The 14,657-nt window shown below is 56.9% G+C and carries 14 protein-coding genes; 5 read left to right on the forward strand and 9 right to left on the reverse strand.

All coding sequences use genetic code 11. The annotated features are described in order from the left end of the window. The first annotated feature begins 40 nt into the window (after positions 1-40). Positions 41-304 carry a WhiB family transcriptional regulator gene (locus AC5LBQ_RS02870; protein ID WP_295027371.1) on the forward strand — a complete coding sequence of 88 codons (264 nt, stop codon included), beginning with the start codon at positions 41-43 and terminating at the stop codon, positions 302-304. Positions 305-419: 115 nt separating this feature from the next. Here the strand turns inward: AC5LBQ_RS02870 and AC5LBQ_RS02875 are convergent, their stop codons facing one another. Further along, positions 420-1,886, reverse strand: a complete 1,467-nt coding sequence (locus AC5LBQ_RS02875) for a sensor histidine kinase (protein WP_493264572.1) — start codon at positions 1,884-1,886, stop codon at positions 420-422. An 84-nt stretch (positions 1,887-1,970) separates the two neighbouring features. Here AC5LBQ_RS02875 and AC5LBQ_RS02880 point away from each other — a divergent pair, with 84 nt between their 5' ends. Genes AC5LBQ_RS02880 through AC5LBQ_RS02890 form a run of 3 tightly spaced genes read left to right on the forward strand, consistent with a single transcriptional unit; the run spans position 1,971 to position 3,973 of the window. Then, positions 1,971-2,462, forward strand: coding sequence for a DUF2505 domain-containing protein (locus AC5LBQ_RS02880; RefSeq protein WP_493264573.1), 492 nt, complete (start codon positions 1,971-1,973; stop codon positions 2,460-2,462). A gap of 55 nt (positions 2,463-2,517) precedes the next feature. Next, positions 2,518-3,318, forward strand: coding sequence for a thymidylate synthase (locus AC5LBQ_RS02885; RefSeq protein ID WP_491680891.1), 801 nt, complete (start codon positions 2,518-2,520; stop codon positions 3,316-3,318). A 13-nt stretch (positions 3,319-3,331) separates the two neighbouring features. Continuing rightward, entirely contained in the window at positions 3,332-3,973 is a 642-nt protein-coding gene (locus AC5LBQ_RS02890) for a dihydrofolate reductase (RefSeq protein WP_493264597.1), read from the forward strand. A gap of 89 nt (positions 3,974-4,062) precedes the next feature. Here the strand turns inward: AC5LBQ_RS02890 and AC5LBQ_RS02895 are convergent, their stop codons facing one another. The 6 genes from AC5LBQ_RS02895 to AC5LBQ_RS02920 all read right to left on the reverse strand — a co-directional run bounded on the left by AC5LBQ_RS02895 (position 4,063) and on the right by AC5LBQ_RS02920 (position 12,028). Then, the gene (locus AC5LBQ_RS02895; protein ID WP_493264574.1) at positions 4,063-5,682 is read right to left on the reverse strand and encodes a succinic semialdehyde dehydrogenase; all 1,620 of its coding nucleotides are present in this window, start codon (positions 5,680-5,682) and stop codon (positions 4,063-4,065) included. Positions 5,683-5,794: 112 nt separating this feature from the next. Next, positions 5,795-7,057, reverse strand: a complete 1,263-nt coding sequence (gene tyrS / locus AC5LBQ_RS02900; protein WP_493264575.1) for a tyrosine--tRNA ligase — start codon at positions 7,055-7,057, stop codon at positions 5,795-5,797. Between the two features lie 175 nt (positions 7,058-7,232). Next, positions 7,233-8,783, reverse strand: a complete 1,551-nt coding sequence (locus tag AC5LBQ_RS02905; RefSeq protein ID WP_311498136.1) for an alanine/glycine:cation symporter family protein — start codon at positions 8,781-8,783, stop codon at positions 7,233-7,235. A gap of 8 nt (positions 8,784-8,791) precedes the next feature. Beyond that, a complete protein-coding gene (locus AC5LBQ_RS02910; protein ID WP_297591020.1) occupies positions 8,792-9,280 on the reverse strand; it encodes a carboxymuconolactone decarboxylase family protein in 489 nt (162 codons plus the stop codon). Positions 9,281-9,321: 41 nt separating this feature from the next. Next, positions 9,322-11,358, reverse strand: a complete 2,037-nt coding sequence (locus AC5LBQ_RS02915) for an OPT family oligopeptide transporter (RefSeq protein WP_493264576.1) — start codon at positions 11,356-11,358, stop codon at positions 9,322-9,324. Positions 11,359-11,611: 253 nt separating this feature from the next. Next, positions 11,612-12,028 (reverse strand): (deoxy)nucleoside triphosphate pyrophosphohydrolase, encoded by a 417-nt coding sequence (locus tag AC5LBQ_RS02920; protein WP_297346233.1) that lies wholly within the window; start codon positions 12,026-12,028, stop codon positions 11,612-11,614. Between the two features lie 80 nt (positions 12,029-12,108). Between AC5LBQ_RS02920 and msrA the strand changes: the two genes are divergently transcribed. After that, entirely contained in the window at positions 12,109-12,729 is a 621-nt protein-coding gene (gene msrA / locus AC5LBQ_RS02925) for a peptide-methionine (S)-S-oxide reductase MsrA (RefSeq protein ID WP_321075079.1), read from the forward strand. A 103-nt stretch (positions 12,730-12,832) separates the two neighbouring features. Here msrA and AC5LBQ_RS02930 read toward each other — a convergent pair whose 3' ends face one another. Next, on the reverse strand, positions 12,833-12,985 hold the full coding sequence (locus AC5LBQ_RS02930; protein ID WP_493264577.1) for a hypothetical protein: 153 nt from the start codon (positions 12,983-12,985) through the stop codon (positions 12,833-12,835). A 217-nt stretch (positions 12,986-13,202) separates the two neighbouring features. Then, on the reverse strand, positions 13,203-14,606 hold the full coding sequence (gene argH, locus AC5LBQ_RS02935; protein WP_493264578.1) for an argininosuccinate lyase: 1,404 nt from the start codon (positions 14,604-14,606) through the stop codon (positions 13,203-13,205). Positions 14,607-14,657: the final 51 nt, after the last annotated feature.

Genomic DNA, 14,657 nt, shown 5'->3' on the forward strand with positions numbered 1-14,657 from the left:
CCCTAACCGATTCTTTTGCACCGAACTCTAAGGAGCAATTATGGACTGGCGTGATCAAGCAGCTTGCTTAACCGTAGATCCTGAACTTTTCTTCCCCGTGGGGAACACCGGCCCGGCATTGGCTCAGATTGAAGAAGCTAAGGCTGTGTGCGCGACCTGCCAGGTTGTGGACGTTTGCCTGAAGTGGGCTCTGGACAATAACCAAGATGCCGGCGTCTGGGGCGGCACCAGCGAGGATGAGCGTCGTTCTTTGAAGCGTCGCAATGCCCGCAATGCCCGTGCGCGCCGCGCTTCGAGCCTCTAAGTTACACGCCTCTGGGGGCGTCAAACCCAGGAAAGACCCCGCTGGTGGTGAGCGCATTAGGTGGCTCACCACCACGGTTTTTTACTAGCCCGACAGGCTACCGGAAGCTGCCGGCTTACAGCTTAGTAGCGGTGAGGCGCACAATCGTACCGCTCGCGGGAGGCTCTCGGTTTTCCCACTGCACCGTCCCGACCAGTTCGGTTTTGACCAAAGTCTGGACAATCTGAGTGCCCAAGCCTGAACCGACCGAGTTGCCGGTGAGTCCATGCCCGTCGTCGGTCACCGTCACCACCAAAGTCTCGTTGTGGTCGTCCCGGTGGGCCTCGACCTCTACCACCCCGCCACGGCCTTCCAAACCGTGTTCAATCGCGTTGGTCACCAACTCGGTAAGCACTAACCCGAGGGCAGAGGCCGCGTCCGCTCCCAGCGTCCCAAAGCTGCCCAAGAAACGCGTCTCCACGAAGTGGTCGGAGGACGCCGCGGTCGCCACCAAAGCCAGTAGTTTCCGGAACGTGTCGTCAAAAGACACGGTCTCATCAACCGTATGTGACAGTGCCTCGTGCACCATCGCAATAATCGAAATTCGCCGTTCCGCCTGAGACAATTCCTCTTGAACCACCGCGTTATCCGAACGGCGAGCTTGCAGGCGCAACAGAGCGCTGACCGTTTGGAGGTTGTTTTTCACCCGGTGATGCACTTCGCGAATGGTGGCATCTTTGCTCAACAGTTCCTTTTCACGATGGCGTTTTTCGGTCACATCACGGCACAGCAGCAGGGCTCCAATCCGTTCCCCTTCCTCGACCAGCGGTAGCGAACGAATGGTCAAATCCACTCCGCGCACGTCAATCTCGGCCAGGGCAGAAGATCGTCCCCGCAGCACCGTTGACAAATCCTCATCGATGACGGCGCCTTTTTCCAACAGCGGCAAGACGGAGTCGCTAAGTTTCGTGCCATGGAGCTGGTTGTGAAAACCAAGCCGTTTAAAAGCAGAAATCCCGTTCGGTGAACAATGTTCTACCAGCCCCTCATTGTCCAGCATCAAGGCCCCATCGGCCACCCGGGGATTGCCGTGCTTACCGGTAGTCGGAGTGACCTCGAAGGGAAAGTCTCCGGCTGCCACCATCTTCCACAGTGTCCGGGAAACCGCTTTAAACCAACCCTCGCCACCAATCTCGCCGACCTGGAAAGCCAGGTTGGTCTCAATCGCCAGGACTCCAATGTTTCGTCCCGCAAAAGGCACGGGCACCAGTACCTCGGATACCGTGTTCATCCCCGTCCAACGTCGTACGGGGTTCTCGATAATCTCGCCTTTTAACTGGACCTGTTCCAGCAGGGGCAGACGGGTAGCAGGCAAGTTCAGCCCAATCACGTCATCGAGGTGAACCGTAGGTCCGGTGGCCGGACGGCAGTGAGCTGCGCAAGACATGCCGTCATAACGGTTCGGCAACCACAGCAACAAATCGGCTTGGGACAGGTCAGAGATGATTTGCCAATCCGACACCAAACGATACAGCTGTTCTACAGCATCTTCGGTCAATGCCTGGAATGGGGGTTCCCCCAGGGAGCGTTTAAACGTCGACACCTTCTCAGGTTATGCGTTGGGCTGTGTTTTGAGCAACCTGCATTTAGAATATAAGGGTAATTGATGCTTCAGGAGAGACCCGACATGAAATTCACCCAGACCCTGGCTTATCCCGGATCTCGCGCCCAAGTCACCGCGATGTTAAAAAACCCGGAATACTATAAAAAACGCTGGGCGGATTTGGATGATCATGCCCAAGTTGATTTGAGCCTGGTCGATAACCGTATCCGGGTATCTTCCACCGTGTCCATTTCTACTGAATACCTGGACCAACTGGCCAACAAGCTCAATACCGGGCTGAACCTAAAAGTGGTGGAAGTCTGGGATTTGAATCAGTCCGGGTGGGTTGAGAACGGCACTATGAGCGGCTCGATGGCGGGTGTCCCCGTAAAGTTTTCGACCACTATGGTGGCGAAATCTGAGCCGACTCCGCAGTCCGGCACCGAGATTACGCTGGAGGGCGAAGTTACCTGCGCGATTCCTTTTTTTGCGGTAGGAGTGGAGCGAGCCGTGATAAAGACCATTGAAAACGCCTTCGCCAAAGAGACCGTCAAGGCGGACGAATTTTTGCTGTAGGGGTCCCTGATACAGTGGTTTTATACCGCCTTCAGCGTGTTTAAGAAGGGAAGATATGACCATCACCGACCACCAATACGAGGACTTATTAGCCGACATTATGTCCCACGGAGTGGAAAAACCCGACCGTACCGGCACGGGAACCCGCTCGATTTTCGGGCGCCAGCTGCGCTATGACCTCTCGCAAGGCTTCCCCGCCATCACGACCAAGAGTCTGTACTGGCACGGCGTGGTCGGTGAACTGCTGTGGTTCTTACAGGGGGGGACGAACAACCGCTGGCTAAAGGAGAACAATATCCATATCTGGGACGAGTGGGCGGATGACTCGGGGGATTTGGGACCGATTTACGGTCATCAGTGGCGTGCCTGGCCCACCGCAGCCGGCCCGGTGGATCAGGTGAGAAACCTGCTCGATACCCTGAAGAACGACCCCTCTTCTCGGCGTATGCTGGTGTCGGCCTGGAACGTTTCGGAGTTGGAACGGATGGCGCTGGCTCCCTGCCACGCTTTCTTTCAATGCTGGGTCGGGCAAGGCCGGCTCTCCCTGCAGATCTATCAGCGTTCGGCGGATATGTTCCTGGGGGTACCTTTCAACATCGCCTCCTACGCTTTGCTGACCCATATGCTGGCTCAACAGTCTGATTTACAAGTCGGCGAACTCGTGTGGACCGGCGGAGACTGCCACATCTATGCCAACCACGTGGACCAAGTCACTCAACAGCTGTCCCGCGAGCCTTTCCCCTTCCCCACTTTGGAACTGGATAGAGCCGACTCTATTGACGGCTACACTTTTGACATGATTCGTCTGGCGAATTATCAACACCACCCCAAGATTTCCGCTCCCGTAGCGGTCTGACGTGAGAGGCAGCATGGTCGGCTTGAATCCTGGCGCAAATAAACCGGTACACAATCCCTACGGATGGACTCCGCCTGTCTCTCCTGACCCGACCCCCATCCCGGAGGGCTCACCGACTGAATCCCGCGCCGGACACGGTATCCGTGTCCTCGGGATGATTTGGGCTGAGGACAAGGCAAAAGTGTTGGGTGCTGGCGGCAAAATGCTGTGGCACGTCCCCGCGGACTTCAAGCATTTCAAAGACACCACTATGGGTAATCCAGTGATTATGGGACGCGCCTCGTTCCTCTCCCTGGGACAGGCGCTGCCCGGTCGGCGCAATATCGTCCTCACCGGGTCTCGTGAGTTCACCGCCCCTGATGTCGAGGTAGCCCACAGCCTCAACGAAGCGTTGGAACTGTGCGCCAACACCCCCCAGGTGTGGATTACCGGCGGAGCGAAAGTGTATCGCGAAGTCATGGAGATCGGACTGGCGGATTTACTGGTAGTCACCCAGCTGGACATGACCGCGATGGTGCCTCCAATGAGCACGGTGGCTTATGCCCCGGTCATCGATCCGGTTCGCTGGCAACTGGATCTGACCCGTTCGGACGAAAACTGGCGCCCGAAATCCGGGGACGCTGCCTGGCGGGTACGCTACTACATCCCCCGCTAAACGTTCCGGCCCCGCAAAGGACGACGGGTTCGGTCACACCGAGAGTTACGGCGCGATTCCGAACCCGTCGCGAAGAGGAAAATGTATCCCTAGAGATGCAGTCGCCGCATAGCTTTCAGGGCGAATTTTAAGACCGTGACGTATTGTTCCTGGCTCAATCCCATAACCGGAGCGATAGGAACCGCGCGGTTTTGCACGGCAATCGTACGCGATTCCATGTATTTATGGATGCCCTCGATACCGTGGCGACGCCCCAGACCAGAATCTTTCCAGCCACCCATAGGAGCATCGGTGGAACCCCAGGCGGCGGTGAACCCCTCGTTGACATTGACCGTGCCCGCCTCAATCCGACGTGCCACCGCCACAGCGTGAGCCGGCTTGCCCCAAACCGAGGCGTTCAAGCCGTAATTCGTGTCATTGGCCAGGGCTATGGCCTGTTCATCGGTATGGAAACGATACAGAGAAACCACGGGACCAAACGTCTCATGGTCGTACAGGGTCATTCCCTCCTCGACACCTTCCAGAAGGGTGGGCGCATAAGCGGTGTAGCTAATTTCGGGCAGTGCATGGCCGCCGGCCAGAGCTACCGCGCCCTTGCTCAGAGCGTCCTGAACTTGGGTATCAATCGTTTCGAGCTGGTGGTCGGAAACTAGAACCCCCATATCGGCCTCCCAATCAAAGGAAACCTCAACCTTCATATCGTTGATACGTTTGATGAGCTTAGCTTTGAACTCGTCATAAATCGAGTCTTGGACATAGAGACGTTCAATGGAAACACAAAGCTGACCAGTATTGGCGTAGGCAGACCGCACCAGGCCTCGCACCGCGTCGTCAACCCTTGCGTCCTCCAGCACTATCATCGGGTTCTTGCCGCCCAGTTCAGCCGAAACCCCAATCAGGTTTTCGCCCGATTGCTTGGCAATAATCCGTCCCGTAGCGGTGGAACCGGTAAACAACATGTAGTCAACCTGTTTAATGAGCGGGGTTCCCAGTTCGGAGCCACGTCCGGGCACCATAATGAACAAATCAGGATCCAACCCGGCCTCGACCATCAGGGCTTTGCCGACCACCACCGACAGCGGAGTGTTGGAATCCGGCTTGGTCACAATGGCATTACCAGCAGCCAAAGCCGCGATAGCGTCCGTAATCCCCATCGACAGCGGGTAGTTCCACGGCGCAATTACCCCCACAACTCCCTTGGGCTCATACATTACGAAAGTGCGCGTCACGCCAGGAAACGCCCCGCGGCGGCGCTCATCGCGAACCGCGTGAGAGAGAGTGCGCGCATAGTAGCGGCAGTTCAGGGCAATATCCTGGATTTCGTCATAAGCGTGGTAGCGAGACTTGCCGGTTTCCCACTGAATCACGTCGAGGATTTCGTCCATGTGCTGCCACAGCAGGTCATGAAGTCTGTACAAAAACTGCGCCCGGGTGGCGGCAGGAGCCTTGCCCCAGCGCCGCCCCGCACTACGGGCACGCACGATGGCTTGATCCAAGTCTGCCAGGGTGGCTTGGGGAACCCCGAAAGCATCAATTCCAGTAAATGGGGACTGGACGGCTCGTAACGGACGGCCTTCCGGCAGTCCCACCACCCGCTCCAGGTTTGGCACCAAACTACGGAAAGAAGCCTCACAGCGCTGGTGCATCTGACGTGCTTGGGCTTCGGCTTGGGCAGAAGGATAAATCGTCTTAGTTTCCGTATCAGACATCGCAGTCTCCTTTGACAGTTCAGTATCACACCGTTGGGATATACATCCATCTTAGGACAGATTACTCATCTACGAAAGGTGAACGCCGTTTAGGAAAAAACCGTCATTGCCTTCATTCCGTAACGGCTACGCCGAGCTGCCGTTTGCCCTTCCGGAACAAGACAACCCCGCCCGGCAGCACATCTGCGGCGGTAACGACCCGACTTTCGTCCTCGACCTTTTCGTTATTCAGGTACGCGCCCCCGGAGGCGACAGTACGTTTTGCCGCCCCAATGCCCTTTTCCAACCCCGAGTCCACCAACAGATGCAAAATATTGGTTTCTCCCAGCACAGCCTGGGTCCGCGGCAGGTCCGCAGTGGCCGCTACCAGGGTTTTCCCGTCGACCTCACGCAGGTCGCCGCGTCCGAACAGCGCCGTCGAAGCGGCCTTCACCCGCTCGGTTTGATCCGCCCCGTGCACCAGGGTGGTCACGGCTTCAGCCAAAGCTCGTTGGGCAGCGCGCTTCCCCGGGTTTTGCTGTGTTTCGGTTTCCAATGCTTCGATTTCCTCGCGGCTCAGGAAAGTAAAGACTTTCAGCAAGTTGACTACGTCGGCGTCCTCAGTATTCAACCAGAACTGGTAGAACGCGTAGGGACTGAACATTTCCGGATCGAGCCAAATCGCCCCGCCCTCGGATTTGCCAAACTTGGTGCCGTCTGATTTCGTAATCAGAGGCGTCGTCATCACGTGGACATCTTTGCCTTCAACCTTACGAATCAGGTCCATGCCCCCGACCAGATTGCCCCACTGGTCGTTGCCCCCGGTTTCCAAGGTGACGCCGTATTTGCGGTACAGCTGCAGGTAATCATTGGCTTGCAGGATTTGGTAGGAAAATTCTGTAAAAGAAATGCCTTCTTCGCTCTTGAGTCGCCGCGCCACGGCGTCCTTGGACAGCATGGTACCCATCCGGAAGTTCTTGCCCAGGTCGCGCAGCAAATCAATCGCGGACAGGGACGCGGTCCACTCCAGGTTGTTGACCATTCGCGCCGGATTATCGCCCTCGAAATCGAGGAAACGCTCGATTTGGTGCTGCAGACGGTCCGCCCAGCCCGCCACCGTTTCCTTGTCCTGCAGCTGGCGTTCCGAAGTCATACGCGGGTCACCAATCAAACCGGTCGCTCCCCCAACCAGCGCGATGGGATGGTGTCCTGCCAGCTGCAAATGGCGCATCATAATGAGCTGCACTAGGTGTCCGTGATGCAGGGATGCCGCGGTCGGGTCAAAGCCGCAATAGAACGTGAGCGGACCTTCGTTCAAAGCCCGGCGCAACGCGTCCAAATCGGTGTGTTGCTTAATCAGGCCCCGCCAAGTCAGTTCGTCAATCAGATCGCTCACGTTTACTTCCTTCAATAGTTCGTTGTCATCGCGTTTTCACGCCCCTCTATGCTACCGGGTTTGCCGCGCGCATACGAAAAGGCCGAATGCTTGCGTGGCGGTAGCGACTCCGTGCGAGAGGGGATACAGTTGGCCCCAGGAACATCGCGGTTCCTGGGGCCAACTTGATTTCAGATTAATCTCCGTGTTCCCACGAAGTCGGGTCACTGGAAATATTGTGTCCCTGCGCGATGGCTTCTTTTGTCCAAATATCGGTGGGAAGCTCACCGGGAAGGAACTTATTGTCAGTGGAACAGAACTGGATTTCGTCCTCGCTCTTCGTTTCCAGTTGGTGCTGGTAATCCTTGAGGGCACCCAGAGCCCACTTGAACAGCAGGGTGCAAGCCACCAAGTTCATGATGGCCATCAACGCCGCGGTCCAGTCGCCCAAGTTCCACACCATTTCCAAGGAGAGCACTGAGCCCAGGAACACCGCGATGATGGAAATCGCCTTGACAATCCACGCGTTGTTTTCGATGCCCAGCAGGTATTTGATGTTGCCTTCGGAATAGCTAAAGTTACCCAGCAAAGTCGAGTAAACGAACATAAAGATGACGATGAGGATAATCGGCTTAGTCCAAGGACCCAAAGCAGCCAGGGAATCAACCGTGAGGGCCGCGCCGTCAGAGGGCTGTTCAGCCGCATTCGGATCATAGACCCCTCCTAGCAGCACGATGAAAGCGGTAGCGCTACAAACCAAAATGGTGTCCACGAATACACCTAGGGACTGAATCATTCCCTGCTTGACCGGGTGGGACACGGTGGCGGTCGCAGCCGCGTTCGGGGCGGAACCCATACCGGCTTCATTTGAGAACAAGCCGCGCTTCGTGCCGTTCATCAGAGCCGCAAAGAGCCCGCCTAGAGTTCCACCTGCTACCGAGTTCGCACCGAAAGCGCCCTGGAAAATCATGGCGAAAACTGTACCGAGCTGTCCGATATTCTCGATAATGACTATCAGTGCCAAAGTCATGTAAATGACTGCCATCAGCGGAGCCAGATATTCAGCGATACGCGCTACCGAACGAATCCCGGCAATAAAGAAAGGCGCGGTGATGGCTACCAGCAACAGCCCGGTGGCGTAGGTAGGCATCCCGAAGTTTGCCTTTGCTAAGCCAGCCAGGGTATTGGCCTGAATCAGCTGGAAGGTGAAAGCGTAGGTAAAGATGAGCAAAACCGCAAAGACGGAGCCCCAGGCACGCGAGCCGAGACCGCGTTCGATATAGAAAGCGGGGCCGCCGCGGAAGGTTCCGTCGGGATTGCGGACCTTGAACATCTGGGCCAAGGTCGCCTCGATGAAAGCGCTCGCCATACCGACCAGAGCCACGATCCACATCCAAAAGATGGAGCCGGCACCGCCCAGGGTAATCGCGATAGCTACCCCGACGATGTTGCCGGTGCCGATACGGTCGGCCAACCCCACCGCGAAAGCCTGGAAAGAACTGATGCCTCCATGGGAGCCTTTCCGGGAACCCATCACGGTCTTCCACATTTTAGAAAACATGGTGAACTGGACGGCACCGGTGCGAATTGTCGCGTAGATTCCAAAACCGAGCAGTACCACAATCAGCACATAGCCAATGCTCATGCCATAGACGGTACCGAGGGCATTGGCCACAAGTTGATTAAATTTTTCGAAAGGTGAAAGTTCCTCGGGCTTCACCGGGACTATTGCTGGAAACGGCAGCATTTTTTCTCCTAACTGGATACTGGTGGATACTTGCGAATCGGGTGATGCGAAGCAATTGAAATCCGGTTGTTGGCATTAATCATGATGGCGCACCATTCGAGAGCAGCCACCTGAGCTTCGGTAAAGAATGTCTGCGCGCGCTCCCCCACGCTGGAGTTGCGCACTCCTTCGGGGAGCCTGGTGATGTGCTCAGTCAACTCCAGTGCGGCCTTTTCTTGAGGAGTGAACAATTCCGTGTCTTCCCTCCAACTGGGCAACACATCAATCTGCAATTGGGACACACCGGCTTGTAGCGCCCGCGGCACATGTACAGAAAGGCAAGTCCCACACCTGTTCATTTGACTGGCACGTAGGCAAACGAGTTCAATCAGACTAGCCGGTAGACCGACCTGCTCGTAAACGGGCTTAAGCCTGCGAGTCACTTCCTCCATGGCAGCAGCGACTTCGGGAAAGGCTTTATCCAAGTACGGTACTCTCCTAGCGGCTGTTTCTGTCATTGCGTCTGTTCCTTTCCGTAAACCCACCCAGACCGGGTCTTTTAGGCTTCACTTCGGGAAGAATCGTTGATTTCTGAGGCTGGTGTCGACTCGGACTCGCCGGATTTCTTCATCACCCAGCGGTAGCTGACGGCCAACAAACCCACAAAAACAATCACTCCCACGACTTTGGCAACGGGGGCAAAAGAATCCGGGACGATTCCTAGGGCATCAGCGTTACTGGTAGCTCCGATGATGCCAGCGTTGAGAATCCCAAACAGTGAATCACCCACAATCATGCCGGTAGCCAGCAGCACCCCGAGACGCTTGGACTGTTCCGCTTTTTCTTGGCGCAACGCCCAACGGTTGTAAATCCAACCCACCAGGGCGCCCAGCGAGATGACCAGTGTGGTCGTAATGTTAAGGTACATGCCCATGCCCACAGCGAGCGGAGCCAGGTTGAAACGGCTGACGCGACCCATGATTTCATCAACTATGACGATAACGACACCAATCAAAGCCCCCAGACCGAACAACTGCCAGTTCATGTCCCCGCCAAAGATCCCCTTGGCGATGGTGGACAGCAGGGTCGCTTGCGGAGCTTGCAGAGCGGTAGTCTCGTCCACGCCCTCCATCCCGGAGAAGCCAAAGCTGGTCATCAACAGCTGTAGGACCGGAGGAATCACGAGGGAGCCGAATATAACCCCGATGATGAGCGCTACCTGCTGTTTCCACGGGGTTGCTCCGACCAGCTGGCCGGTTTTCAGGTCTTGCAGGTTGTCATTCGAGATGGTGGCGATACCAAAGACGATAGCGGTCGTAAACAGCGCGTAGGCTGTCAGTTCGGTGGGGTGAGTCTGGCTGGTGTTGCCAGTCACCAACAGAATCAACAGCGAAGCCGCAATAATCACGATGATGCCCACGCCAGAGATAGGAGAGTTCGAGGCCCCAATCAGACCCGCCATGTAACCACAGATACTGGCAATCAGTAAGCCCAGAACCAGCACAAACAGAATGCTGAGGATGATGAGCGCCACCAGATGGTGCGAGATGGGCGAATCTCGAAGGAAGTTCCACAGCAGCAAACCAATGGGAATCATGGACAGCAAAGTAATGGCAGCCACGTATTTGAAAGGAATGTCCTGTTCCGTCAAGGGAACTTGGTTTCCGGTTTCACGCAGTTTAGAGGATTTCAAGGAATCAGCGATACCGCGCAAGATGGGGCCAATAATCTTTAGCAGGGTCCATACTGCAGCCACCGCCATAGCTCCAGCACCAATCATCCGCACATCGTGGGCGAAAACCGTGCTGACCACATCACCGAGATCCTGACCGGCGACCTGGCCCTGGGTCAGAATCGGCAGCAGAATGCCATAGGAAAGTAGCAAACCGACCAGCATCGCGATGCCAACCGCAGGACCGACCAGGTGTCCCACCCCCATCAAGGCCAGAGACAACGAACCGCCAATCATGGTGCCTCCGGCGCCAATCCTAAAGTTCACGCTCAAGGACCCCGCGGCGGCTTTTAACGCCGTGAGCAGCGCCATTCCCGCGGACGCCAAGCCGCCCCAGATAATCACCAGCAAGCCGCGATGATTTTCCTCGGCGGAACCGTTTTCATCCCCCACTTTCAACACTTCCGCAGCCGCTACCCCCTCCGGATAGGGCAGGTCGGAGCCGGTCACCAAAGCACGACGCAGCGGAATCGAATACATCACACCGAGAATGCCACCGACCATGCACACGGCTGTGGTCTCCCAGTAGGGGAAGCCGGACCAGTACCCCACCATGACCAGGCCGGGAACCACAAAAATGATGGCCGAAAGCGTCCCGGCCGCTGAAGCGATGGTCTGGACGATATTGTTTTCCACGACCGTGTGATCATGGAAGTAACGCAGGATAGCCATGGAAATCACGGCAGCCGGGATGGAAGTCGCAAAGGTTAGGCCGACTTTCAACCCGAGGTAAGCGTTAGCGGCGGTGAAAATCAGGGTGATTAATCCGCCGACAACAATGGCTCGGAAAGTTAACTCGCGGTAAGGATGAGCGGACTTGGCTCCGGCATTTTTTGTCGCAGCGGCCGCAGGCTGGTTGGACAAGGATTTCTCGCCTTCTCTATACAAATAGTTTCAATTTTTGCCGCCCCCGGTAGGGCAAACAGCTTTTTACACGGGGTCTAAACTATCACTATCCTGACCTGACACACCAATACCCCAGCTTGACCGGGCAAAAGAAAACCCATATTTTCGCGCCACACCGCCGCAGCTCCCTTGTGAGCCCGAACCTCAAAACCTGGTGAGCCCACACCACATCCGAAGATACCCGAGAGGCACGAGAGCAATGACGCGTCGTTCAGTCCTGGGTGATGCCGTAATGCCGCGCAATCGCGGTCAGAATCGGATAATCAGCGGGTAGCCAAGGCAAACTCTCGGAATGTTTGAGGTCGACCCATCGCAGGGCCAGATGCGCCGCTCCGACCTGTGCCGCGCTGTGCGGCGCAAGGGCGCACAGATACACGTACATCTGAAATCCTCCGTGAGCAGGCCAGGTTTCCTCCAATCGCTGCCCAACGATAATTTCCGCTGATAGTTCCTCGCGCAACTCCCGGCGCAGCGCCTGTTCAGGAGTTTCTCCGGGTTCAGTTTTGCCGCCGGGAAACTCATAGAAACCCCGCCATTGTTCGGGATAAGAACGCTGCGCCCCCAGCACCTGCGTTGGTTGGCTGAGGTCATCCACAATCGCCGCTGCGACCACTATCGGCTGAAACACGCTTTCGAGTCTAATAGCTCTGTGGCCGGCAGAGAAACCCCGCCCAGGACAATCCCGGTGCACGGTGTCACACTAGGATTATGGATTTTGGCTTTCAAAACGATTCCGGGACCGCCCTGACCGATATTCACCCCGTGCTCAAAACCTCTCTCACCGGGCCGTGGCCCCTTCCCCACGAGGTTCTTTACGTAGCGATGGGATGTTTTTGGGGAGTGGAACGCATTTTTTGGAGCCAGCCCGGGGTCATCAACACGGCGGTGGGCTATCTGGGAGGTCACTGGCCGCACCCCACTTATGAAGATGTCTGTACAGGTCAAACTGGGCACGCCGAAACTACCCGCATAGTCTACGACCCCACCCGCACGAGCGCGGGAGACCTGCTGAAAGTGTTTTGGGAAAACCACGACCCCACTCAGGGCGAGCGGCAAGGTAACGATCGGGGCAGTCAGTACCGTTCGATGATTGTTTACACTACTGCGCAACAGCGCCAGCTGGCCGAGCAATCCCGGCAATCCTTCGGGAAAACCCTTGCCCAAGCCGGTCGAGGGCCGATTACAACCGAGATTCTCAGCCAGGCCGCAGCCGGCGAGTTTTGGCTCGCGGAGCCATATCATCAGGCGTACCTGTTTCACCACCCCCACGGCTATTGCAATCACGGATTCAAAGGCTTTGTTTGCGAGACTCCGCGGCTGACGAACTAGACGGCACTCGCGTTCCAGTCCCGGCACGCCGGATTTTAGGCAACAAAAAAGCGGACATCTTCGTCCGCTTGCGTCGTTGCTGTTTTTTTGGTTTCCGTCCCCCTTAACGGTCAGCCAAAATTTCATGCGCCATATTCACTCGATAGGCTTTCGCCATCACAGTGTCTGCGCACATCCGGGGCGCCTCGCCGGAAATAACCTTCCCGCTGGTGAAAGTTTTTGGGGCGGTCTTTAGCCAGTTCAATATGTTACTCATAACCGTTGCACCTCCTTTACTATCGTTGTGTACTCGTCTCGGTGAGCCTGAGCCCACCTCTCGAATCCGGTCATCACAGATGTCCGCTCGATGTCTTTATTATACCTCGATTTACATTTTATGTACACTAAAGTTTAGTTTGTCTACACAACATGAACGGTAAGCGGGGTGCCGCTGGCCTCTCCTGGGGCGGCACTGCACCCCATGACGGGCCGCGCTAGCGCTGGAACGCTTGTAACTGCTGGCGGGCCGCGGCAATCTGTTCAACTACGCGCTCCGGAGCGGTGCCACCCACCCCGCGGCGAGCCCGAACCGAACCGGCAGCGGTCAGGACGTCTCGAACCTCAGGGGTCAGCAACGGGTCGACCCCCGCGAAATCAGCATCGCTGAGGTCCTCCAACCCAACGCCTCGTCCTTCTGCCAACGCAACACAGGCTCCTGACACCTCGTGCGCATTACGGAAAGGCATACCGCGTTTCACCAGCCATTCAGCCACGTCGGTAGCCAAGGAGAAACCGGCAATAGACAGCGTTTCCAGGCGCTCATAGTGCAGGGTCATGGTGTCCACCATTCCGGTCACCGCCGGCAGCAGGACTTCCAGGGTGTCGATAGCGTCAAACACCGGCTCTTTGTCCTCCTGCAGGTCCCGGTCGTAAGCCAGCGGCAAACCTTTCATCGTGGCCAGCAATCCCGTCAAGTCGCCTAGTAGACGTCCCGCTTTGCCGCGAGCCAGTTCAGCCACATCCGGGTTCTTCTTTTGCGGCATGATGCTGGACCCGGTCGAATAGGAATCATCCAAAGTGACGTAGCCGAACTCGGCGGTGTTCCAGATAATGATTTCTTCCGCCAATCGTGACATATCCACCGCCACCTGGGTGAGGACATAGAGAAACTCCACCACCCCGTCTCGTGAAGCCGTGGCGTCAATAGAGTTCGGACACACCTGGGAAAAACCCAGCTCACGGGCGACCAGTTCCGGGTCGAGCCCCAACGTATTGCCTGCCAAGGCTCCGCCCCCATACGGGGAGGCGTCATTGCGCTTTTCCCAGTCCCGCAAACGCTCCAAGTTACGCAGCTGGGGCCAAAAGTGAGCCATCAGCTGGTGCGCCACCAAAACGGGCTGGGCATGCTGCATATGCGTGCGACCGGGCATGATATGGGTTCCGGCACGGTCGGCCTGGGACAAAATTGCCTGGCAAAGTGCCGTTATCAGCCCTTGCAGGTGGGCGGCGGCGTCGCGCAGGTACATCCGCACCAGGGTGGCAATCTGGTCGTTGCGGGAGCGTCCCGCCCGCAGTTTTCCGCCCAGTTCCGGCCCGGCGTAGTTCTCTTGCAGCAATCCGCGTTCCAGGGCGGTATGAACGTCCTCGTCATCGGGGGAAAAAGCGAAAGTTCCGTCAGCCACGTCCGCCCGCAGACGGCGCAGGGCGGCGCTCAAGTCGGCGTATTCCGACTCGGTCAACAGACCTGCCGCCCGCAGCGCCTGTGCATGAGCCAAAGAGCCCTGTAAGTCGTAATCTGCTAGACGCCAATCAAACTGGGTGGACACCGACAGCGCCGCCAACGCTTGGGCAGGTCCGCCCTGGAATCTTCCGCCCCACAGGGCCAACTTTTCACTCATGTGTACTCCTTTTCTCTCAACGCCACAGTACCACCGGCAGCCAAACCGATT

It is taken from the genome of Mobiluncus sp. (genome assembly GCF_985070215.1).